Source organism: Streptomyces netropsis, assembly GCF_014203545.1.
GTDB lineage: Bacteria > Actinomycetota > Actinomycetes > Streptomycetales > Streptomycetaceae > Streptomyces > Streptomyces netropsis.
Genome location: NZ_JACHJG010000003.1, coordinates 214,386 through 235,860 on the forward strand (window position 1 = coordinate 214,386; position 21,475 = coordinate 235,860).

The 21,475-nt window shown below is 70.8% G+C and carries 19 protein-coding genes and 1 tRNA gene; 2 read left to right on the forward strand and 18 right to left on the reverse strand.

The window, feature by feature from the left end; translation table 11 throughout:
- Nucleotides 1-11 precede the first annotated feature (11 nt).
- The 16 genes from FHS38_RS08745 to FHS38_RS08820 all read right to left on the reverse strand — a co-directional run bounded on the left by FHS38_RS08745 (nt 12) and on the right by FHS38_RS08820 (nt 18,209).
- Nucleotides 12-449, reverse strand: coding sequence for a Cg1360 family ATP-synthase-associated protein (locus tag FHS38_RS08745; protein WP_184732566.1), 438 nt, complete (start codon nt 447-449; stop codon nt 12-14).
- A gap of 298 nt (nt 450-747) precedes the next feature.
- Nucleotides 748-2,076: an MraY family glycosyltransferase gene (locus FHS38_RS08750; protein WP_229822731.1), complete on the reverse strand. Its 1,329-nt coding sequence runs from the start codon at nt 2,074-2,076 to the stop codon at nt 748-750.
- Nucleotides 2,077-2,188: 112 nt separating this feature from the next.
- The gene (gene glyA, locus FHS38_RS08755) at nt 2,189-3,484 is read right to left on the reverse strand and encodes a serine hydroxymethyltransferase (protein WP_184732567.1); all 1,296 of its coding nucleotides are present in this window, start codon (nt 3,482-3,484) and stop codon (nt 2,189-2,191) included.
- A 104-nt stretch (nt 3,485-3,588) separates the two neighbouring features.
- The gene (locus FHS38_RS08760) at nt 3,589-4,263 is read right to left on the reverse strand and encodes an arsenate reductase/protein-tyrosine-phosphatase family protein (protein WP_221494752.1); all 675 of its coding nucleotides are present in this window, start codon (nt 4,261-4,263) and stop codon (nt 3,589-3,591) included.
- The gene (locus tag FHS38_RS08765; protein WP_130879931.1) at nt 4,260-4,907 is read right to left on the reverse strand and encodes an L-threonylcarbamoyladenylate synthase; all 648 of its coding nucleotides are present in this window, start codon (nt 4,905-4,907) and stop codon (nt 4,260-4,262) included. The genes FHS38_RS08760 and FHS38_RS08765 overlap by 4 nt, the downstream gene beginning before the upstream one ends.
- A 40-nt stretch (nt 4,908-4,947) precedes the next feature.
- Entirely contained in the window at nt 4,948-5,793 is an 846-nt protein-coding gene (prmC, locus tag FHS38_RS08770) for a peptide chain release factor N(5)-glutamine methyltransferase (protein WP_130879930.1), read from the reverse strand.
- Between the two features lie 121 nt (nt 5,794-5,914).
- The gene (prfA, locus tag FHS38_RS08775) at nt 5,915-7,006 is read right to left on the reverse strand and encodes a peptide chain release factor 1 (protein ID WP_184732569.1); all 1,092 of its coding nucleotides are present in this window, start codon (nt 7,004-7,006) and stop codon (nt 5,915-5,917) included.
- A 103-nt stretch (nt 7,007-7,109) separates the two neighbouring features.
- Nucleotides 7,110-7,331 (reverse strand): 50S ribosomal protein L31, encoded by a 222-nt coding sequence (gene rpmE / locus FHS38_RS08780; protein ID WP_087926259.1) that lies wholly within the window; start codon nt 7,329-7,331, stop codon nt 7,110-7,112.
- A 268-nt stretch (nt 7,332-7,599) separates the two neighbouring features.
- A complete protein-coding gene (locus FHS38_RS08785; protein WP_184732571.1) occupies nt 7,600-8,760 on the reverse strand; it encodes an LCP family protein in 1,161 nt (386 codons plus the stop codon).
- 393 nt (nt 8,761-9,153) lie between these two features.
- On the reverse strand, nt 9,154-11,238 hold the full coding sequence (gene rho, locus FHS38_RS08790) for a transcription termination factor Rho (protein WP_184732573.1): 2,085 nt from the start codon (nt 11,236-11,238) through the stop codon (nt 9,154-9,156).
- 414 nt (nt 11,239-11,652) lie between these two features.
- Complete coding sequence (gene thrB, locus FHS38_RS08795) at nt 11,653-12,567, reverse strand: homoserine kinase (protein ID WP_184732575.1); 915 nt, start codon at nt 12,565-12,567, stop codon at nt 11,653-11,655.
- A 349-nt stretch (nt 12,568-12,916) separates the two neighbouring features.
- A complete protein-coding gene (gene thrC / locus FHS38_RS08800) occupies nt 12,917-14,005 on the reverse strand; it encodes a threonine synthase (protein ID WP_184732577.1) in 1,089 nt (362 codons plus the stop codon).
- A gap of 16 nt (nt 14,006-14,021) precedes the next feature.
- Nucleotides 14,022-15,314 (reverse strand): homoserine dehydrogenase, encoded by a 1,293-nt coding sequence (locus tag FHS38_RS08805; protein WP_184732579.1) that lies wholly within the window; start codon nt 15,312-15,314, stop codon nt 14,022-14,024.
- A 185-nt stretch (nt 15,315-15,499) separates the two neighbouring features.
- Entirely contained in the window at nt 15,500-16,900 is a 1,401-nt protein-coding gene (gene lysA, locus FHS38_RS08810; RefSeq protein WP_184732581.1) for a diaminopimelate decarboxylase, read from the reverse strand.
- Between the two features lie 14 nt (nt 16,901-16,914).
- Nucleotides 16,915-17,736 (reverse strand): ArgS-related anticodon-binding protein NrtL, encoded by an 822-nt coding sequence (gene nrtL / locus FHS38_RS08815; protein WP_184732583.1) that lies wholly within the window; start codon nt 17,734-17,736, stop codon nt 16,915-16,917.
- A 77-nt stretch (nt 17,737-17,813) separates the two neighbouring features.
- A complete protein-coding gene (locus tag FHS38_RS08820; protein WP_260420661.1) occupies nt 17,814-18,209 on the reverse strand; it encodes a response regulator in 396 nt (131 codons plus the stop codon).
- A 258-nt stretch (nt 18,210-18,467) separates the two neighbouring features.
- Here FHS38_RS08820 and FHS38_RS08825 point away from each other — a divergent pair.
- A tRNA-Arg gene (locus FHS38_RS08825) sits at nt 18,468-18,539 on the forward strand.
- Between the two features lie 200 nt (nt 18,540-18,739).
- On the opposite strand, the gene FHS38_RS08830 is transcribed toward FHS38_RS08825, so the two are convergent.
- A complete protein-coding gene (locus tag FHS38_RS08830; protein WP_184732585.1) occupies nt 18,740-18,976 on the reverse strand; it encodes a hypothetical protein in 237 nt (78 codons plus the stop codon).
- A gap of 198 nt (nt 18,977-19,174) precedes the next feature.
- Nucleotides 19,175-20,290 (reverse strand): ferritin-like domain-containing protein, encoded by a 1,116-nt coding sequence (locus tag FHS38_RS08835; RefSeq protein ID WP_184732587.1) that lies wholly within the window; start codon nt 20,288-20,290, stop codon nt 19,175-19,177.
- A 203-nt stretch (nt 20,291-20,493) separates the two neighbouring features.
- Here FHS38_RS08835 and FHS38_RS08840 point away from each other — a divergent pair, with 203 nt between their 5' ends.
- Nucleotides 20,494-21,423, forward strand: coding sequence for an AurF N-oxygenase family protein (locus FHS38_RS08840; protein WP_184732589.1), 930 nt, complete (start codon nt 20,494-20,496; stop codon nt 21,421-21,423).
- The last annotated feature ends 52 nt before the right edge of the window (nt 21,424-21,475 follow it).

Genomic DNA, 21,475 nt, shown 5'->3' on the forward strand with positions numbered 1-21,475 from the left:
GGCCCTACCGGTCACGACGGAGACCCTGCGGGCGCGGACTTCTGCGCCTCGGAGGATTCCGGTTCCACATAAAGGATCTTGGCCTTCATGTAGGCACGCGTCTGGGCCGCCGTCCACACCAGGACTGCGGCGAGCAGGGCGAAGGCGAAGGCCCGGGTGTTGAAAAGCGAGGTGTCCCGGAAGACCGCCAGAACGACGGCGGAGATCAGGAACTGGGTCACGTACAGCACCAGGCCCATGGCCTGGAACAGGTGCGGGAACGACTTCGCGGTGCGCTGGAGCACATAGAGACCCAGGGCCATGACGCCACCCGCGACGGCCGTGCCGACGGCCGCGCCGATCGCGCCCTTGCCGCCGGCGAGGACACCGCTGACGGCGACAGCGACAACACCGGCGACGGCGGTCGGGACGGCGCAGTGCAGGAGTGTTCGAGCGTCGTTGGACTGCATGAAGGGTTTCTCCGGCGAGAGGTCGGAAGCAACGATTCGTCGTGGACGAGCGTATCCCCGGGAGTGAGACGTGACTCGCGACGAAGGGCCGCCGCACTACGGTCCTTCGGCTCTAGCACCGGGTTTAGTGAACGGTATCACAAACTATTTGATGAGGTCTTTACCTACATCGTGTGCTGGCCCTCACACACAAGGGTGAATGTGCTGGTCATAGGGCTGACGAGCCCCATATTTCTCTGCTAAAAGCCCTCCGCGAAACCTGATTCCTTCCGGGGCCGGTCCCGCTCGGGCCGCCGGGTCAGCGGTGGCTGCTGATCTTCCTGGTGTGCGGGAAGCGCGAGCGGTCGCCGATGGCCGTCGCCCCGTGCAGCCCCGCCGGAACGGGCTCGCGCTGCTCCCCGATGCCCGCACCCTCGCCGGCTCCTCCGGCTCCTCCCGCCAGGGCCACCACGACCGACTTACGGCGGCGGTAGCGCGGCGGCACGAACGCCTCGGCCCACCGCGGGGCGCGCGGGGTGAAGCGCGGCAGCAGCAACAGGACCAGGCCGACCGCGCTGAGCGCCACGATGACCAGCAGGATCCAGACACTCGCCGAGTGCACCGAGTAGGCGACGGTGCCGAAGGCGATGAGCGCCGACCAGAAGTACATGATCAGCACGGCGCGGCTGTGCGAGTGGCCGATCTCCAGCAGCCGGTGGTGCAGGTGCCCGCGGTCGGCGGCGAACGGCGACTGGCCGTTCCAGGTCCGGCGGACGATGGCCAGCAGCAGGTCCGCGACCGGCACCGCGATCACCGTGAGCGGCAGCAGCAGCGGGATGTAGACCGGCACCGTGGCGTGCACGGCCGCCCGCTCGGAACCGACGAAGAGACTGAGCGCGTCGGGGTCGAGCTGCCCGGTCACCGAGATGGCGCCCGCGGCCAGCACCAGGCCGATCAGCATCGACCCGGAGTCGCCCATGAAGATCCGGGCAGGATGCATGTTGTGCGGCAGGAAGCCCAGGCACATGCCCATCAGGACCGCCGCGAACAGCGTCGCGGGCGCGGCCGCCTCCAGCCCGTACCCGAACCAGATCCGGTAGGTGTACATGAAGAACGCGGCGGCGGCGATGCAGACCATGCCCGACGCCAGCCCGTCCAGACCGTCCACGAAGTTCACGGCGTTGATGGTGATGACGACCAGCGCGACGGTCAGCAGCGTGCCCTGCATCGGCGTGAGTGAGACCGGTCCCACACCGGGCACCGGGATCCACAGGATCGTCAGACCCTGGAGCACCATCACACCGGCGGCGATCATCTGCCCGCCGAGCTTGACCAGGGCGTCCACGCCCCACTTGTCGTCCAGCACGCCCAGCAGCCAGATCAGCCCGGCTCCGGAGAGCAGCGCCCGGGGCTCGTTGGACAGCTCGAAGACGCTCTTGAGGTTCGACAGGTGCGCGGCCACCAGCAGCCCCGCGCACAGCCCGCCGAACATCGCGATACCGCCGAGCCGCGGCGTCGGTTCGCGGTGCACGTCCCGCGCGCGGATCTCCGGCATCGCCCCGGCCGCGATGGCGAACTTCCGCACCGGACCCGTCAGCAGATAAGTGACCGCTGCGGTGACGCACAGCGTCAGCAGATATTCACGCACGGGCTGCCCCAGAGTTTTCGCTGGACATCACAGCCCCACACCATATTCGCGTCCGCCCCCGATCTGTGAATGTGGCTGGAGACGTTGGCCACGCCCGGGCGGTTGCGGAGGGTCAGAAACGGTCCGGATAGGGCGGGAAGTCCGCTGCCAGGCGCAGCACCGCGTCCCGGACGGCGCCGCCCGGCCCGTCCCCGCGCAGCGCGGTGCCCATGAGGGCCGCCAGGCGGCCCATCTCGGCCTCTCCCATGCCCTGGGTGGTGACCGCCGCGGTACCCAGCCGCAGGCCGCGAGTGGTGCCGTAGGGCAGCCCACAGGTGTCCAGGACGATGCCCGCCGCCGCGAGCCGGCCGCGGGCCGCGGCGGCGTCCGGGGCGAGCCCGCCGAGGTGCGCGGTGATCAGGTGGGTGTCCGTGCCGCCCGTGGTCACGGTGAGTCCCTCCGCGGCCAGCGCGGTGGCCAGCGCGCGGGCGTTGGCCACCACCCGATGGACGTACGCGGTGAACGCCGGGGTCGCGGCCTCGCCGAAGGCGACCGCCTTCGCCGCCACGGTGTGCATCTGCGGGCCGCCCTGCGTGAGCGGGAACACCGCCCGGTCGATCCGGTCCGCCAGCTCCGCGCCGCACAGCAGCAGCCCGCCGCGCGGGCCGCGCAGCACCTTGTGCGTGGTGGCGCACACCACGTCCGCGTACGGCACGGGGCTGGGCGCCGCTCCCCCGGCGACCAGGCCGATGGGGTGCGCGGCGTCGACGACGAGATAGGCGCCGGTCTCGTCGCAGATGTCACGGAAGGCGGCGTAGTCGGGGTGCCGGGGGTACGAGATCGAGCCACAGACGATCGCCTTGGGCCGGTGCTCCCGGGCCAGGGCACGGACCCGCGCGTAGTCGATCAGGCCGGTCTCCTCGCGGACCCCGTAGCCGACGAAGTCGTACCAGCGGCCCGAGAAGTTCGCCGGTGAGCCGTGCGTGAGGTGCCCGCCGTGGGTGAGGGCCATGGCCAGGACGGTGTCGCCGGGGCGCAGCAGGGCGGCGTAGGCGGCCAGGACGGCGGCGGTGCCGGAGTGCGGCTGGACGTTGGCGTGCGCGGCGCCGAAGAGGTCCTTGGCGCGGTCGACGGCGATGCGCTCGGCGACGTCGACCAGCTCGCAGCCGCCGTGGTGGCGGGCGCCGGGATAGCCCTCGGCGTACTTGTTGGCCAGCGGGGAGCCGAGGGCGGCGAGGACGGCGGGCGAGGTGAAGTTCTCGGCGGCGATGAGCTGGATCCCGGTGGCCTGCCGGTTCGCCTCACCGAGGAGGATTCCGGCCATCTCGGGGTCCTGGCGCAGCAGGGCGTCGAAGCCGGGGCCCCATGCGGGGTGACCGGTGGCACCTTCCGCGCTGGCGCCCTTCGTGGGCGTGGGGGTGACGGGCATCGCTGGCTCCGGTGTGCGGGTGCGATGGTCTCCACCCCAATGTAGGCCCGTGCCGGCCCGCCTGCCCGGTGTGCGTACGGGATACCTGCCCGCGCCCACTCGGGCTAGGCGCGGGCAGGTACCCCAGTGAGTGCGGTGACGACCGGGTCGAGTGCCTGGTTGATCTCGTCACCGATGGAGCGGAAGAAGGTGATCGGGGCGCCGTAGGGGTCGTGGACCTCGTCGGCCTCCGCGTTGGGGGCGAGCAGCCAGCCGCGCAGCGCGGCGGCGGCCTGCACCAGGGCGCGGGCGCGGTCGACCACGCCACCGGCCTGTTCGGGGTCGGGCAGCGTCGCGGGGTCTATCGCCCGCACCAGGCGGGTGAACTCCTTGAGCGTGAACGTCCGCAGCCCCGCGGAGTGGCCCATGGAGATGACCTGGGCGCGGTGGTCGCGGGTGGCGGTGAGCACGAGATCGGCGCGGATGACGTGCTCGTCCAGCAGCTCACGGCCGATGAACCCGTCCGGGTCGGCGCCGAGGTCGGCCAGGACGGTGGCCGCGTGCGCCTCCATCGGGGCTCCCTCGTGTCCCCAGGTGCCGGCGCTCTCCACCACGAGACCGCCCGTGAGGGGGTCGCCGAGGCGGTCGGAGAGGGCATGGCGGGTCAGCCGCTCGGTGATGGGCGAGCGGCAGACGTTGCCGGTGCTGACGTGGAGGATGCGGAAGGTGGGGACCCCGGGCCGGTGGCCGGGGTCATGGGTGTCCGGTCCCGCTATGCCACGCCCCTGCGGGGCGATCAATTGGCCACCTCGAGATCGGGGACTACCTCGCGCAGCTGCTCGGCGCTGAGCGCGCCGGCGCGCAGCAGCACGGGCACCTTGCCGGTGACGTCGACGATGGAGGAGGGGACGTTGTCCGGGGTGGAGCCGCCGTCGAGGTAGACCGAGACGGAGTCGCCGAGCATCTCCTGCGCGGAGTCGCAGTCCTGCGGGGCCGGGTGGCCCGTGAGGTTGGCGCTGGAGACGGCCATGGGGCCGAACTCGGTGAGCAGCTCGATGGCGACGGGGTGCAGCGGCATCCGCACGGCGACGGTGCCGTGCGTCTCGCCCAGGTCCCAGGTCAGCGACGGCTGGTGGTTGGCGACCAGGGTGAGCGCGCCGGGCCAGAAGGCGTCGACCAGCTCCCAGGCCTGCTCGGAGAAGTCCGTGACCAGCCCGTGCAGGGTGTTCGGAGAACCGACGAGTACGGGCGTGGGCATGCCACGGCCGCGCCCCTTGGCCTCCAGGAGGTCGCCGACGGCCTCGCGGCTGAAGGCGTCCGCACCGATGCCGTAGACGGTGTCGGTGGGCAGCACGACCAGCTCGCCGCGGCGGACCGCGGCGGCGGCTTCGCGCAGACCGGTCTTGCGGTCGGTCGCGTCGCTGCAGTCGTATCGCCGTGCCATCACATCTCCTTCGCGAAGCGATTAGGTGCCGTTGCCCCGGTCACGCCGTCGCCCTACGGGCCGTCGCGAAGCGTGGGCGGTTGTTGAGATCGGGGTGGTCGGCAGCATCCGCCCAGCCCTTCTCCTCGGTGAAGATCCACGGCACCTGGCCGCCCTGGGTGTCGGCGTGCTCGATGACGACGACGCCGCCCGGGCGCAGCAGCCGGTGGGCGGTGCGCTCGATGCCGCGGATGGTGTCGAGGCCGTCCTCGCCGGAGAACAGCGCGAGCTGCGGGTCGTGGTCGCGGGCCTCGGGCGCCACGAACTCCCACTCGGTGAGCGGGATGTACGGCGGGTTGCTGATGACCAGGTCGACCTGGCCGTCCAGCTCCGGCAGCGCGGTGAGGGCGTTGCCGTGGTGCAGGGACACCCGGGAGCCCTCGACGTTCTTGCGGGCCCAGCCGAGGGCGCCCTCGTCCAGCTCCACGGCGTGCACGCGGGAGCGCGGCACTTCCTGCGCGAGGGCCAGGGCGATGGCCCCGGAGCCGGTGCACAGGTCGACGATCAGGGGCTCGACGACGTCCATGGCCCGTACGGCGTCTATGGCCCAGCCGACGACCGACTCGGTCTCGGGGCGGGGCACGAAGACTCCGGGGCCCACCTGGAGTTCGAGGTAGCGGAAGAACGCACGGCCGGTGATGTGCTGGAGCGGCTCCCGGGCCTCGCGGCGGGCGACCGCCTCCCAGTAGCGGGCGTCGAAGTCGGCGTCGGCCACGTTGTGCAGCTCACCCCGCTTGACGCCGTGCACGAACGCGGCCAGCTCCTCCGCGTCGAAGCGCGGAGAAGGTACGCCGGCGTCGGCCAACCGCTGGGTGGCTTGCGCCACCTCGGCGAGCAGCAGGTTCACGTTGATCCTCTCGCGCTTTCGTCACGGCGGCTGTCCTGGGCCGTCGGTCGGGCTTGATGCATCGGCCCGGCCGGCGACCGCGGACGCGTCGCACGCCGCATTGGGGCATTGTCTCAGTCGGTCAGCCGGCGTCAGCCAGTTTGGCGGCCGAGTCGGCGTCGACGCACGCCTGGATGACCGGGTCCAGCTCGCCGTCGAGCACCTGGTCCAAGTTGTACGCCTTGAACCCGACCCGGTGGTCGGAGATGCGGTTTTCCGGGAAGTTGTACGTACGGATCTTCTCGGAGCGGTCGACGGTGCGGACCTGGCTGCGGCGGGCGTCGGCGGCGTTCTTCTCCGCCTCCTCCTGGGCCGCGGCGAGCAGCCGGGAGCGCAGGATGCGCATGGCCTGCTCCTTGTTCTGGAGCTGGCTCTTCTCGTTCTGGCAGGAGGCGACGATGCCGGTCGGCAGGTGCGTGATGCGGACCGCGGAGTCGGTGGTGTTGACGGACTGGCCGCCGGGGCCCGACGAGCGGTAGACGTCGATGCGCAGGTCGTTGGCGTGGATCTCGACGTCGATCTCCTCGGCCTCGGGCGTGACGAGCACGCCGGCGGCGGAGGTGTGGATCCGGCCCTGGGACTCGGTGGCGGGCACGCGCTGCACGCGGTGCACTCCGCCCTCGTACTTCAGCCGCGCCCAGACGCCCTGGCCGGGCTCGGTCGCGCCGTTGCCGCCCTTGGTCTTCACGGCGACCTGGACGTCCTTGTAGCCGCCCAGCTCGGACTCGGTGGCGTCGATGATCTCGGTCTTCCAGCCGACGCGCTCGGCGTAGCGCAGGTACATCCGCAGCAGGTCGCCGGCGAAGAGCGCCGACTCGTCGCCGCCCGCACCCGCCTTGACCTCGAGGATGACGTCCTTGTCGTCGCTGGGGTCGCGCGGGACGAGCAGCAGGCGCAGCTTCTCGGTGAGCGCCTCGCGCTGCTTGTCCAGTTCCCTGACCTCTTTAGCGAACTCGGCAGCATAGTCCGGGTCGTCCTGGGCGAGCTCGCGCGCGGTCTCGATGTCCTCGCCGGTCTGCTTCCAGGAGCGGTAGGTCCCGACGATCGGGGTCAGCTCGGCGTAGCGCTTGTTGAGCTTGCGGGCGTTGGCCTGGTCCGCGTGCACGGCGGGGTCGGCGAGCCGCTTCTCGAGGTCGGCGTGCTCACCGATCAGTTCCTCGACTGCCTCGAACATCAAGTTTCCCTAGCTGGAAGTGACGGGCCTGCTGGACGACAAAGCGCCGGTCCGGTCACCCCTCGCGCGCGAAGGGCGACCGAGAACCGGCGCCTGCGGGTCGCTACTTCTTGGCAGCGGCGGCCTTGCCGAAGCGGGCCTCGAACCGCGCCACGCGGCCACCGGTGTCGAGGATCTTCTGCTTGCCCGTGTAGAACGGGTGGCACTCGGAGCACACGTCGGCACGGATGGTGCCGTCCGCGACGGTGCTACGGGTGGTGAACGAGGCGCCACAGGTGCAGCTGACCTGGGTCTCGACGTAATCCGGGTGGATGTCGCGCTTCAAGGGATCTCCTAGGTTCGGGAGGGCGCCGGGTCGCAGAGGCGGGATTGCCTTACGTGAACCGGGGCCGACGTACCAGTTTGCCAGTACTGGCCGTATCCCCCAAAACGTGGGGTGGCGGCCAGGTATTCCCCCGTTGTCCCGGCCCTGGGCCCGGGGCCGCCGCAGGGGGAAAGGTGCAGGTGGGGGCCGGGATGGCGGCCCGCGAGGGGGCCGCCGGGCCCGGTCGGCCGATTACCACCCGGCCGACCGGCTGCTTGACGGGGCTCCGCTAGGAAGCCTTCTTCCCGTCGGCGCTCTTGCCTGCCGAGACCTGCTTGACGGCGTTGTCCGCGTCGGTCTTCGTGCCCGCGCCGTCCTTGAGCGCGGACTTCGGTATCTCCCGGTCGGCGCGGAGCGCGTTCCAGACCTCGGCGGACTCGGCCTCGAGCGGCACCACCCGGTTGGGGTCCCGGGGGTCGTACGTGACCGGCAGCGTGACCATGCGCATGTCGTTCGACTCGATGCCCTTGAGCCCGTTGGCGAAGCTCATCAGCTTGTCGAGCGAGGCCAGCTCACGGTCGGTGGTGACGGCCTTGGTGGCGGTGTCGGCGAGGCCGTAGAGCTTGGTGGGGCTGGTGAACAGGCCCACCGACTTGATCTGGTCCAGCAGCGCCTTGATGAACGTCTGCTGGAGCTTGATCCGGCCGAGGTCGCTGCCGTCGCCGACGCCCTTGCGGGTGCGGACGAGCGCGAGGGACTTCTCGCCGTTGAGGGTGTGGGTGCCCGCGGCGAGGTCGAGGTGGCTCCACTTGTCGTGGATGGGCTTGGCGGTGGTGACCTCCACCCCGCCGAGCTTGTCGATCATCTTCTGGAAGCCGGCGAAGTCGACCTCCAGGAAGTGGTCCATCCGGATGCCGGTCATGCTCTCGACGGTCGCGACCGCGCAGGCCGGGCCGCCGATCGAGTACGCCTCGTTGAACTGCGCGCGCTTCACGGCCGGGGTGGTCCTGCCCGCGGACGTCTTGCACTCGGGGCGGGAGACGATCGTGTCGCGCGGGATGCTGACGATGCTGGCCTTCTTGTGGCCCTCGTAGACGTGCAGGATCATCGCGGTGTCGGAGCGGGCGCTGCCCTCGTCCGTGCCGTACTTGGCGTTGGCGCCGGCCCGGGAGTCGGAGCCGAGGACGAGGATGTCCTGCGAGCCGTTGTCGACGTCCTGGGGGCGGTTCTTGCCCAGCGCGGCGTTGATGTCGACGCCGGTCAGATTGCCGTTGAACTTGAAGTAGAGGAACCCGAGGCCGCCGCCTCCGAGCAGAACGAGCCCGGCGAGGGCCCAGGCGGCTATTCGCCAGCCCTTGCGACGGGCCGGGGGCTTACGGCGCCGGCCGCGGGACCCGCCGGCACGCCGACGGCGCGATCCCGCCGTCGTGCCCTTGCTGTCGTCAGCCATACGTCCTCAGTCCTCCGCTGTTCTCCGGCTACCCCCTGCCGCCTTGGTCAGGCATGGTGTCCCGTCATCCGGTCAGACGGGAGAGCCTGCGCCAGGGTTGCACAGCGGCTTCTGAGGACCTTCTTAGAAAGCGCCCGGGACACCGTCCTCGCGCGAACCGGCCACGACCCCGCCCACCTGCGATTTCGGCCAGATGGAGACAAAAGTTCAGGCCAATATCGGACGGCGGTGCTGTGGCGCAAATCTCAACAGGTCACGGGGCGGACTCGAGATGATCACGGCTGCGACACGGCGCGGGTGGAGGGTGCCGGCGCCGGACGCACGACCGCCCCGCCACACAAGTGGCGGGGCGGTCGTGGTGTTGCCTAGGTGACGCGTCGTCCGTCAGCAGGATCAGTCGTTGCCGTTGCCCGAGGAGGGCGTGGTCTTCGCGATCTGCATCAGGAACTCGGCGTTGGACTTCGTCTGCTTCATCTTGTCGAGAAGCAGCTCGATGGCCTGCTGCGAGTCGAGCGCGTGCAGCACCCGGCGGAGCTTCCAGACGATTGCCAACTCGTCGGCGCCCAGGAGGATCTCCTCCTTGCGGGTACCGGACGGGTCGACGTCGACGGCCGGGAAGATGCGCTTGTCGGCGAGCTTCCGGTCGAGCTTGAGCTCCATGTTGCCGGTGCCCTTGAACTCCTCGAAGATCACCTCGTCCATGCGCGAGCCGGTCTCGACGAGCGCGGTGGCCAGGATGGTCAGCGAGCCGCCGTCCTCGATGTTGCGCGCGGCACCGAAGAACTTCTTCGGCGGGTAGAGCGCGGTCGAGTCGACACCACCGGACAGGATGCGGCCCGAGGCCGGGGCGGCCAGGTTGTAGGCGCGGCCCAGACGGGTGATCGAGTCCAGCAGGACGACCACGTCGTGACCCAGCTCGACGAGACGCTTGGCGCGCTCGATGGCCAGCTCGGCGACGGTGGTGTGGTCCTCGGCCGGGCGGTCGAAGGTCGAGGAGATGACCTCGCCCTTGACCGACCGCTGCATGTCGGTGACCTCTTCCGGACGCTCGTCGACCAGGACGACCATCAGGTGGCACTCGGGGTTGTTCGTGGTGATCGCGTTGGCGATCGCCTGCATGATCATGGTCTTGCCGGTCTTCGGCGGGGCCACGATCAGACCGCGCTGGCCCTTGCCGATCGGCGCGACCAGGTCGATGATCCGGGTCGTCAGCACGCCCGGGTCCGTCTCCAACCGCAGGCGGTCCTGCGGGTAGAGCGGGGTGAGCTTGCCGAACTCCGGGCGGCCACGGCCGGTTTCGGGCGCCATGCCGTTCACCGAGTCGAGGCGGACGAGGGCGTTGAACTTCTCGCGCCGCTCGCCGTCCTTCGGCTGCCGGACCGCACCGGTGACGTGGTCACCCTTGCGCAGGCCGTTCTTACGGACCTGGGCGAGGGAGACGTAGACGTCGTTCGGGCCCGGGAGGTAGCCGGAGGTCCGGATGAACGCGTAGTTGTCGAGGATGTCGAGGATGCCCGCGACGGGGATCAGGACGTCGTCGTCGGAGACCTGCGGCTCGTTGCCGAAGCCCGCCTCGTCACGGCCGCGACGGCCACGGCGGTCGCGGTAGCGGCCACGACGGCCGCGACGGCCGCCCTCGAAGTCGTCGTCGTCCTGCGGGCCGCCCTGGCCGCCGCCCTGCGGGCCGCGGTTGTCGCGCTGCTGCTGACGGTCCTGGCGGTCGCCGCCCTGCTGGCCGGCGCCGTCGCGGCTGCCGCGGCGGTCACGGTCACGCTCACCGCGCTCACCGCGCTCGCCCCGGTCACGCTCGCCGCGCTGGCCGCGCTCGGCACGCTCACCGCGCTCGCGGCGGTCGCCCTTGCCGGCGCGCTCGCCGCGCTCCTGGCGCTCGCCGCTCTTGGCGGCCTTGCCCTCGGCGGTGTCCACGGCCGTCTCGGCCTTGGCCTCGGCACGCTCCTCGACCCGGACCTCGGTCTTGGTCTCGGTGGCCGTCTCGGGGCTGCCCGAGGGCGCGGTCGCACGACGGCGACGGCGCTCGCCGGCCGGCTGCTCGTCGCTGCTCGGCTGGCCCGGGATCTCGATCTGCTGCTGGGCAGCGGCCTTCTCGGCGGGCTTCTCGGCGGCGGCGGCCGCCTCACCCGTACGGGCCTTGGAGGTCGCGCGGCGCTTCGGCTTGGTCTCGGCGGCGGGGGCCGCCTCGGCGGCCTTGGCGGACGAGGCGGAGCCGGCCTGCTTCTCCTTGATGACCTCGATCAACTGGCCTTTGCGCATCCGCGCGGTGCCCTTGATGCCGAGGCCGGAGGCAACCTGCTGGAGCTCGGCCAGGACCATGCCGTCGAGGCCGGTGCCCGAGCGGCGCCGCTTGGGGGCGGTAGAGGCACCGGTGGCAGGCGCGGCGGGAGCGTCCGTGGCGGGCGCGGAGGCATTGCCGACGGAGCTGTCGGCGTTCACGCCCATCAGATCGGTGGTGTCGCTCACGAAGGGTCCTTCCCTGGAGCGGGCGTCGGCCTGTCTGGCTCGGCGACCGGTTGTGCTGTCCGGCTGCGGTCCTGGAATGCGGACCGGGCCTGGGCGGTGGTCCGCCGGTACGGCGGAAGAATCAGGTTCATTGGTTTCGGCGTGAAGGAATCAGTGAAGACATGGCGTTTCACTTCACTCATGTCACCCACGCCGATTCCGGAGCGTGCTCGAAGCTGCTCAGGCAGGCTGCTCAGGCAGTTTGGGAGGCTCCCGGAAGAAAAGCGGTCCCTGATCGGGACACAGAGCACCGAGCCGATGTGGCTTCGAGTGCAGACTTGAGGTTAACACTACCGGATCCCACAAACATTCCCCCTCTCAAAGACCGGCAACCGCAATTTTCGGGTGTCCGGGGTCGCCCCCGGACACCGCTTGTCAGGAGAGCGGCAGCACGCTCGTCCCCCCGGCGTCGAGAGTCAGCCGATTGGCCGCCCACCCCTCGCCCGCCAGTCGTGCGACCTTGTCGGCCGCACCGTCCTCGACCAGCGCGAGCACCGTGGGGCCCGCGCCGGAGATGACCGCGGGGACGCCGTCCGCGCGCAGTCGGTTGACCAGGGCCACGCTCTCCGGCATCGCCGGAGCGCGGTATTCCTGGTGGAGTCGGTCCTCGGTGGCCGGCAGCAGCAGCTCCGGACGCCTGGTCAGGGCCTCCACGAGCAGCGCCGCGCGCCCGGCGTTGGCCGCCGCGTCCACATGGGGGACATTGCGCGGCAGCAGCCCGCGCGCGGTCTCGGTCAATACGGCCTTGGAGGGCACGAAGACCACCGGAACGATGGAATCCGCAGGGTCCATCCGAATGGCCCGCGCGGCCCCGGCCTCGGTCCAGGCCAGGGTGAATCCGCCGAGCAGACAGGCGGCGACGTTGTCCGGGTGGCCCTCGATCTCGGTGGCCAGCTCGAGCAGCGCGGCGTCGTCGAGCCGCTCGGCCCCGCCTATCGTGACGGCGCGGGCGGCGACGATGCCCGCGCAGATGGCGGCGGAGGAGGAACCGAGGCCCCGCCCGTGCGGAATGCGGTTGGCACAGACGACCTCGAGGCCGCGCGGCTGGCCGCCGAGCAGGTCGAAGGCGGTACGCAGGGACCGTACGAGCAGATGACTCTCGTCGCGCGGGAGGGTTTCGGCGCCCTCGCCCGCGATGTCGATGTGCAGCCCGGATTCGGCCACCCGGACGACGACGTCGTCGTAGAGCCCCAGGGACAGGCCGAGGGCATCAAAGCCGGGACCGAGATTTGCGCTGGTGGCAGGGGTGCGCACTCGGACGGCGGCGGCGCGGAACGCGGGACCGGCCATCGCTCGAAGACTCTCCTTGGTGTGGCCTCGGTGGGGCGTGCAACGTCCGCAAGGGCCGCGACGGCGATGCCGCGTGGGGGGCGACAGGGGTCTGCGACGGGGCGGAGTGAGTACAGCCTATCGAAGGAAGGTTCTGCGGCGACATAGGGCGCACGGGAGGCGCACGAAGCGTGTCGCCTGCGGCGCGCCGCTATGGCACGAGCTGGGCTGTTTTGGTGTCCTCGATCGCCGGACTGGCTTGTTCTCAGCCGGTCCGAGCAGTTGGCGGCCCGGCCTGGGGGCACCTCCCAGCGGTAGCTGGGGGAGTTCGAGGACCGTGACCCGGGGCGGAGCCCCGGGTCACGCGGGGTCAGACGAGACCGAGCCGCTCCGCGGCGACCGTGGCGTCCACCGGCACGGTGATGGGCTGGGGCGCGCCGGCCACCGCCCAGTCGGGGTCCTTGAGGCCGTTGCCGGTGACCGTACAGACGATGCGCTGGCCCGGGTCGACCAGGCCCAGCTCGGCGGCCTTGAGCAGACCGGCGACGCTCGCCGCCGAGGCGGGCTCGACGAAGACGCCCTCCTGGGAGGCCAACAGGCGGTAGGCGGCCAGGATCTGTCGGTCGGTCACCTCGTCGATGAGGCCGCCCGACTCGTCCCGCGCCTCCTCGGCGAACTGCCAGGAGGCGGGGTTGCCGATGCGGATCGCGGTGGCGATGGTGTGCGGGTCCTTGACCGGCTCGCCGCGCACGATCGGCGCGGAACCGGAAGCCTGGAATCCCCACATCCGGGGGTTCCGGGAGGAGATCCCGTCGGCGGCGTACTCGCGGTAGCCCCGCCAGTAGGCGGTGATGTTGCCCGCGTTGCCGACCGGCAGGACGTGGATGTCGGGCGCGTCGCCGAGCATGTCGACGATCTCGAAGGCCGCCGTCTTCTGGCCCTCGATCCGTACCGGGTTGACGGAGTTGACCAGCGCCACCGGGTAGTTGTCGGACAGGTTGCGGGCCAGCGTGAGGCAGTCGTCGAAGTTGCCGTCGACCTGGAGGATGCGGGCGCCGTGGACCAGCGCCTGGCCCATCTTGCCGAGCGCGATCTTGCCTTCCGGCACCAGGACGGCGCAGACCATTCCGGCGCGTACGGCGTAGGCGGCGGCGGACGCGGAGGTGTTGCCGGTGGAGGCGCAGATGACGGCCTTCGCGCCCTCCTCCTTGGCCCGCGTGATGGCCATGGTCATGCCGCGGTCCTTGAAGGACCCGGTGGGGTTGGCGCCCTCGACCTTCAGGTGCACCTCGCAGCCCGTGCGCTCGGAGAGCACCTGGGCGGGTACGAGCGGCGTGCCGCCCTCGCGCAGGGTGACGACCGGCGTGTCGGCGGAGACCGGGAGCCGGTCGCGGTATTCCTCGATGATGCCGCGCCACTGCTGGGTGCGGGGGGTCTGGCGACCGTTGTTGGCAGACATTGCTTTCGTTACTCCCCTACTCGCCTTCAACGCGCATGATGCTCGCGACGCCGCGGACCGTGTCCAGCCTGCGCAGCGCCTCGACGGTCGCCGAGAGGGCGGCGTCGGGTGCCCGGTGGGTGACGACGACGAGGGACGCCTCGCCGTCCTTGCCCGTCTGGCGGACGGTGTCGATGGACACGTCGTGCTCGGCGAAGACCGTGGCGACCTGGGCGAGGACACCCGGCTTGTCGGCGACGTCGAGGCTGATGTGATAGCGGGTGACCACCTCGCCCATCGGGCTCACGGGCAGTCGGGTGTAGGCCGATTCACCGGGTCCGGTGGCCTCGCCCAGCTTGTTGCGGCAGACGGCCACGAGGTCGCCGAGGACCGCGGAGGCGGTCGGCGAGCCGCCCGCGCCCGGCCCGTAGAACATCAGCTGACCGGCCGCCTCGGCCTCGATGAACACCGCGTTGTACGCCTCGCGCACGGAGGCGAGGGGGTGGCTCAGCGGGATCATCGCCGGGTGCACGCGGGCGGTGACGGACTGCCCGTCGGCGGCCCGCTCACAGATGGCGAGCAGCTTGATGGTGCAGCCCATCTGCTTCGCGGATGCGAAGTCGGCGGCGGTGACCTCGGTCATGCCCTCGCGGTGCACGTCGTCCAGCCGGACCCGCGTGTGGAACGCGATGCCGGCCAGGATCGCGGCCTTGGCGGCGGCGTCGAAGCCCTCCACGTCGGCGGTCGGGTCCGCCTCGGCGTAGCCGAGGGCGGTGGCCTCGTCCAGCGCCTCGGAGTAGCCCGCGCCGCTGGTGTCCATCTTGTCGAGGATGAAGTTGGTCGTGCCGTTCACGATGCCGAGCACCCGGTTGACCTTGTCGCCGGCGAGGGACTCGCGCAGCGGCCGGACGAGCGGGATGGCGCCCGCGACGGCGGCCTCGTAGTACAGGTCGGCGCCGTGGCTCTCGGCGGCGGCGTGCAGCGCGGCACCGTCCTGGGCGAGCAGCGCCTTGTTCGCGGAGACGACGCTGGCGCCGTGCTCGAACGCGGTCGTGATCAGCGCGCGGGCGGGCTCGATGCCGCCGATGACCTCGACGACCACGTCGATGTCACCGCGCTTGACGAGCGCGGTGGCATCGGTGGTGATCAGCTCCGCGGGCACCCCGGCGCGCACCCGGCTCGGGCGGCGGACGGCGATGCCGGCGAGCTCGACGGGCGCGCCGATGCGCGCCGCGAGGTCGTCCGCGTGCGTCGTCATGATGCGCGCCACCTCTGTGCCGACCACTCCACAGCCCAGCAGCGCCACTTTCAGCGGACGCGTACGCATCATCCGACCTCGTTTCTCATACATCTTCGGTGGTTCACCAGTCTCACTCACTGGACGGGGGTTTCCCTCCCCGGGTCCAGTATTCGAGATCTTTGTTTCCGTCGGCCGACATCGGTCCGCCAACGGAATCATCTGTCAGCTAGCTGCCAACCGACGTATTTCGGCCGACACGGGTTGCCCGGCGCGGTTTACCCCACGTCGAGACGGAGAAGGTCCTCCTCCGTCTCGCGCCGCACGATGACCCGCGCGGCGCCGTCCTTCACCGCGACGACCGGCGGGCGCAGCGCGTGGTTGTAGTTGCTGGCCATCGAGCGGCAGTACGCGCCGGTCGCGGGCACGGCGAGCAGGTCGCCGGGCGCCAGGTCGGCGGGGAGGAAGGCGTCCCGGACGACGATGTCGCCGGACTCGCAGTGCTTGCCGACGACGCGGGAGAGCATCGGCGCGGCGGTGGAGGTGCGGGAGACCAGCGAGACGGAGTACTCGGCGTCGTAGAGCGCGGTGCGGATGTTGTCGGACATGCCGCCGTCGACGCTCACGTACGTCCGCAGCCCCGGCAGCTCCTTGATGGTGCCGACCTCGTACAGCGTGAAGGCGGTGGGCCCGACGATCGCACGGCCCGGCTCGACGGACAGCCGCGGCACGGCGAGCCCGGCGGCCGCGCACTCGCGGGTGACGATGTCGCCGAGCGCCTTGGCGATCTCGTGCGGCTCGCGCGGGTCGTCCTCGGGGGTGTAGGCGATGCCGAGGCCGCCGCCGAGGTCGATCTCGGGGAGCTCGATGCCGTGCTCGTCGCGGATCTCCTTCAGCAGCCCGACGACGCGGTGGGCGGCCACCTCGAAGCCCGAGGTGTCGAAGATCTGCGACCCGATGTGCGAGTGGATGCCGATGACCTCGAGCCCGTCGAGCTTGAGCGCGCGGCGGACGGCCTCGGCCGCCTGCCCGCCGGCCAGTGCGAGGCCGAACTTCTGGTCCTCGTGGGCGGTGGCGATGAACTCGTGGGTGTGCGCCTCGACGCCGACGGTGACCCGGATCTGGACGCGCTGGCGCTTGCCGAGCCGCTCGGCGATGTGGGCGACGCGGACGATCTCCTGGAAGGAGTCGAGGACGATCCGCCCGACACCGGCCTCGACGGCGCGGGTGATCTCCTCGGTCGACTTGTTGTTGCCGTGCAGCGCGATGCGCTCGGCGGGCATGCCGGCGTCGAGGGCGGTGGCGAGCTCCCCGGCGGAGCAGACGTCGAGGTTGAGGCCCTCCTCGTGCAGCCAGCGCACGACGGCCCGGGAGAGGAACGCCTTGCCGGCGTAGAAGACGTCGGCCTCGTCGCCGAAGGCGTCCCGCCAGGCGCGGCAGCGGGCGCGGAAGTCGTCCTCGTCGAGGAAGTAGGCGGGGGTGCCGAACTCCTCGGCGAGCCGCTTCACATCGAGCCCGCCGACGGTGGCGACCCCTTCGGCGTTCCGCGTGACGGTGCGGGACCACACGCGCGGGTCGAGCTCGTTGAGGTCGGTGGGCGGCGCTGCACTTCCGACGGAGCGCCCCTCCGGGAGGACGTCGGCGTAGCGGGGCCCGGCGGGGTGGGCGGAGCGGCTCATGGGCTCTGATCTCCTCAGAGGTGTGCGGGTGCGGTGATGCCGAGCTGGTGGAGGCCGTCGGCGAGCACCTTGCCCGAGGCCTCGGCGACGGCCAGTCGGGCGCGGTGAACGGCCGAGGGTTTCTCGTCGCCGCGGGGCAGCGTGGGACACGCCGCGGTCCAGCGGAGGAAGGCGTCGGCGAGCCGTTCGAGATGGCGGGCGAGCCGGTCGGGCGCTCGGGTGGCACTGACGCGGGCGTGGTCGGCGAGGGCGGCCAGGAGAGCGCCGGCGTCCTCGTTGTGGACGTCCCCGGCCTCGGGCGAGAACCCCAGGTCACGGGCGTTGCGCAGCAGTGCCTGGCTACGGGCGTGGGCGTAGCGGACGCGGAAGAGGGGGTTGCTCTCGCGCTGGGCGAGCAGCAGGTCGCGGTCGAGGCCGGGCGGGCAGAGCAGGCTCCACCGGGCGGCGTCCGTGCCGAGCCGGCGCAGCAGCGCGGGGTCGGGTTCGGGGAGCGGGAGGGGGCGGCCGGGCTCCCGGTTGCCCAGCAGCTCCCGCACCAGCTCCACCTGGGTGGCGCCCGCGAGGGTGATGTTGAGGAACCCGGGTCCGGCGATGTCGACCGCCGCGATGCCGGGCTCCCGCACGAGCCGCCGCCGCAGCACCTCGGCGATATCGAGGGCGGGGCGGCCGGTGTCCTTGGCGATCCGCAGGGCGACGTTGGTGGCGTAGTCCCCGCACCCCGGCCGCGGCGGAACCCGCACGGTGACCCGCTCCGGCACGACGGCGCACAGTTCATCGGCCTCGACGGCGCGACGCACGGTGTGCAGCACGGTGCGGGTGAGATCGGCGGGGGTCACAGGGCCAAGCCTAGGGGAGGTGGGGGGTCACTCCGCGAACAGGTTTCACCAGACGGGACGGAAAGGGGTCGCCGCGACTACCCGCCGGGCCGCACGGCCGGCTCCACTTCCCCGGGGGCGCAGACCCCCGGGAGGCCGTCGTCGCCCTCCACTTGACCGCATCCCATGAGCCGGCGCACGAGCCGCACCATCTCCGCCGGCTCGAACGGCTTCGCCAGAAACGCGTCCACTCCGGCGGCCCGGCCGCCGTCCACTTCCAGCTGCGTACAGGCGCTGATGATCGCGATCGGTATGTCCCGCGTCCGGACGTCGGCCCGTAGCCGAGCGGCGGCCTGCAGCCCGTCGAGCCGCGGCATGACGACGTCCAGCGTCACGACATCGGGACGCACGCGATGCACGATCTCCAGGCACTCGGCACCATCGGCCGCGGTCACGACCTCGAAGCCTTCGAGCTCGAGGTTGACCCTGATCAACTACCGGATGACCTTGTTGTCGTCGACAACGAGGACCCGGCCGGACAAGCCAGGCACACCCTGAGAGTAGGCGCGCCCGCCGCGCTGCGTCCGGGTTTTCCCCACTTCCACCCCGTGCGAGCGAGCTTTCCCCGAGCGCGCCACCCCCCACCACCCCATGCGCTAATCCCCCGCCCCGACCGCCCCCGACCACCCGTTACTTCCCACCCGACAAGAGCTGGTAGGGTTCTACCCGTCGCCGCGAAACGCGGAAGACACGCCCCCGTAGCTCAGGGGATAGAGCAACGGCCTCCGGAGCCGTGTGCGCAGGTTCGAATCCTGCCGGGGGCACTCACCGGAATCAGTCGAAGTCACTTCGCTGGACTCGGTAAGTGCCAAGTCGAAGGGCCGGACCCAGTATCACTGGGTCCGGCCCTTCTTCGTTGTCCGCCGCCGGTCGCGAGTGAGCGGCGAGTGAGTCCTCGCGTCACGCCCCGGTCGCAAGGCCCAAGCGCCTTCCCCGTCACGGTGGTTGGCGGCGTGGCAGCGGGTCACGCGCCGCGCAGGAAACCGTCCCCGTGGGCGCTGATGTGGGTCTCCAGCTCGGACAGGGCTCGCTGCGTCGCTTCGGGAGTGCCCATGCCGTGCTTCTCCGCGTAATAGGCGGCGCCGAGTCTCTTCAGCAGGTCTCCCCCGGCGCGCTGGGCCTGGACCTCCTCCAGTTTCTCCTTGCCCTGCGCCATGCTGCGCTGGGCCTGCTCCTTGGCCCGGTCGAGAAAACCTGCCATGTGCGCCTCCTGTGAAGTCGGGATGTGCGGTCGAGCGGTGAAGTCGGGAGGTGAAGTCGGGACGACGTCGCGATTCGTGGCGAAACAACGAAGCGCGTGATCGGGAGACACGGAGTTGGGGCCGACGGGGGGACCGGCGCGGAAGGCACGGCCCCGCCGTCGGAACGTGTGGGTCCTCGTCCTCCCGGGCCGGGCCCGTCAGACCTGTGCCGCCCCCTCGCCCTCCGCGATCGCCTCCGCCACCTCCGCCGTGCGCGCGGCCTCCTCCGCCGCGAACCGCTGGGCGTCGTAGGCCTCGGCGAGCTCCTCGTCCTGCGCCATGAGGAGGTCCAGGCTCGCGTCGCCCATCTCGAGGACGCCCATGTCGACGTACGCGCGCTGGAGCCGCTCGCCCCACAGGCCGATGTCCTTGACGCACGGGACGATGCGGCTGAAGAGCAGCTTCCGGAAGAGCCGGAGGTATTCGGCCTGCTCGCTCAGCTCCTGGGCCTCCTTCGCCGGGATGCCGAAGTCGATCAGGACCTCGTCCCCGCGCAGCCGGTCGCGCATCAGATAGCAGCCCTCGATGACGAATTCCTCGCGCTCGCGCAGTTCGGCGTCGGTGAGCTCTTTGTAGTAGTCGCGCAGTGCCATCCGGCCGAACGCGACGTGCCGGGCCTCGTCCTGCATGACGTAGGTGAGGATCTGCTTGGGCAGCGGTTTGTCCGTGGTGTCGCGCAGCATGCCGAAGGCGGCGAGGGCCAGGCCCTCGATGAGGACCTGCATGCCGAGGTAGGGCATGTCCCAGCGGGAGTCCCGCAGGGTGTCACCCAGCAGCGACTGGAGGTTGTCGTTGATCGGGTAGAGCATCCCGATCTTCTCGCGCAGGAACCGGCTGTAGATCTCGGCGTGCCGGGCCTCGTCCATCGTCTGGGTGGCGGAGTAGAACTTCGCGTCCAGGTCGGGCACGGACTCCACGATGCGCGCGGCGCACACCATCGCCCCCTGCTCGCCGTGCAGGAACTGGCTGAACTGCCACGAGGCGAAGTGGCGGCGCATCTCGCGCCGGTCGGCCTCGCCCATCCGGTCCCAGTACGGGGATCCGTAGACGGTCATGTTCTCGTCGGGAACACCGAGCGGGTCGTACGGGTCGACCTCGAGGTCCCAGTCGATGCGCTTGACGGAGTCCCACTGCTTGTCCTTGCCCTTCTGGTAGAGGGCGAGAAGCCGGTCGCGGCCACCGTCGTAGTCCCAGCCGAACCGGGCGGCGCCGCTCGCCGGAACCTCCCAGGCGCCGGCTCCGGGGTCGTGTGCGTAGAGCTTTCGCGTCGTCATCGACGTCTCCTGTCCCTCGCGCGCATGGCTGATTGGCAGGCTCACACGCCGCTTACCGTCGGGTCAATGAGGGGTCGTCAGACCATTGGGCATGTCGTGTGACTTGTCGTACCGGAGGGATTGACGTCCTTGCTGACAAGCAGTCTCATAAGGACGGACCGATGTCGTACCACGGGTAACTCACAGGCGAGGTGTCCTCAGCCATGACCACGGTGACCGAAAAGACCGCGCTCCGGGACGCGCTGGGGCTACTCAAGGACCGCGAGCAGGTCGCCGAGCGACTCCTCGCGTCCTCCGCCAGGCACTCCTTCGATCCGGACGCCGAGCTGGACTGGGCCGCGCCGCTCGAAGAGGGCAAGTGGTTCTGGCCCCCGGAGCTGGTCTCCCTCTACGGGACGCCGTTGTGGCGCCGGATGGCGGAGGAGCAGCGGATGGAGCTGGCCCGGCACGAGGCCGCGGCACTTGCCTCCCTCGGCATCTGGTTCGAGATCATCCTGATGCAGCTGCTGGTCCGGCACATCTACGACAAGCCCGTGACCAGCGCACACGTCCGGTACGCGCTGACGGAGATCGCGGACGAGTGCAGACACTCCAAGATGTTCGCCCGCATGATCGACAGGACGGGGTCACCGACCTACCCGGTCCGCCGGCTGCACCACAACCTCGGCCGCTTCCTCAAGACCGTCTCCACCACGCCCGGTTCGTTCGCCGCCACGCTGCTCGGCGAGGAGATCCTCGACTACATGCAGCGCCTGACCTTCCCCGACGAGCGCGTGCAGCCCCTCGTCCGCGGCGTCACCCGCATCCACGTCGTCGAGGAGGCACGGCACGTGCGGTACGCGCGGGAGGAGCTGCGCCGCCAGATGGTCTCCTGCCCGCGCTGGGAGGCGGAGTTGACCCGGGTCAGCTGCGGGGAGGCGGCCCGCGTCTTCTCCATAGCCTTCGTCAATCCGGCCGTCTACACGAACGTCGGCCTCGACCGCCGTGAGGCCGTCGCCCAGGTGCGGGCGAGCGGCCACCGGCGCGAGGTCATGCAGGCCGGGGCGAAGCGGCTCACCGACTTCCTGGACGACGTCGGGGTCCTGCGGGGCGTCGGCCGACGGCTGTGGCGGAGCTCCGGACTGCTCGCCTGAGCCCCCGCTCACCAAGGCCGCCTCGCGTACCCACCAGGACCGTTACGCTGCG

Excerpts from the sequence above, each read along its gene's own strand:
- FHS38_RS08745 (WP_184732566.1), bottom strand. The coding sequence starts at position 449 with ATGCAGTCCAACGACGCTCGAACACTCCTGCACTGCGCCGTCCCGACC.
- glyA (WP_184732567.1), bottom strand. The coding sequence starts at position 3,484 with ATGCCCGTCACCCCCACGCCCACGAAGGGCGCCAGCGCGGAAGGTGCC.
- FHS38_RS08765 (WP_130879931.1), bottom strand. The coding sequence starts at position 4,907 with ATGGCACGGCGATACGACTGCAGCGACGCGACCGACCGCAAGACCGGT.
- prfA (WP_184732569.1), bottom strand. The coding sequence starts at position 7,006 with ATGTTCGAGGCAGTCGAGGAACTGATCGGTGAGCACGCCGACCTCGAG.
- FHS38_RS08785 (WP_184732571.1), bottom strand. The coding sequence starts at position 8,760 with ATGGCTGACGACAGCAAGGGCACGACGGCGGGATCGCGCCGTCGGCGT.
- thrB (WP_184732575.1), bottom strand. The coding sequence starts at position 12,567 with ATGGCCGGTCCCGCGTTCCGCGCCGCCGCCGTCCGAGTGCGCACCCCT.
- thrC (WP_184732577.1), bottom strand. The coding sequence starts at position 14,005 with ATGTCTGCCAACAACGGTCGCCAGACCCCCCGCACCCAGCAGTGGCGC.
- FHS38_RS08805 (WP_184732579.1), bottom strand. The coding sequence starts at position 15,314 with ATGATGCGTACGCGTCCGCTGAAAGTGGCGCTGCTGGGCTGTGGAGTG.
- lysA (WP_184732581.1), bottom strand. The coding sequence starts at position 16,900 with ATGAGCCGCTCCGCCCACCCCGCCGGGCCCCGCTACGCCGACGTCCTC.
- FHS38_RS08830 (WP_184732585.1), bottom strand. The coding sequence starts at position 18,976 with ATGGCAGGTTTTCTCGACCGGGCCAAGGAGCAGGCCCAGCGCAGCATG.
- FHS38_RS08835 (WP_184732587.1), bottom strand. The coding sequence starts at position 20,290 with ATGACGACGCGAAAGCTCTACGCACACGACCCCGGAGCCGGCGCCTGG.
- FHS38_RS08840 (WP_184732589.1), top strand. The coding sequence starts at position 20,494 with ATGACCACGGTGACCGAAAAGACCGCGCTCCGGGACGCGCTGGGGCTA.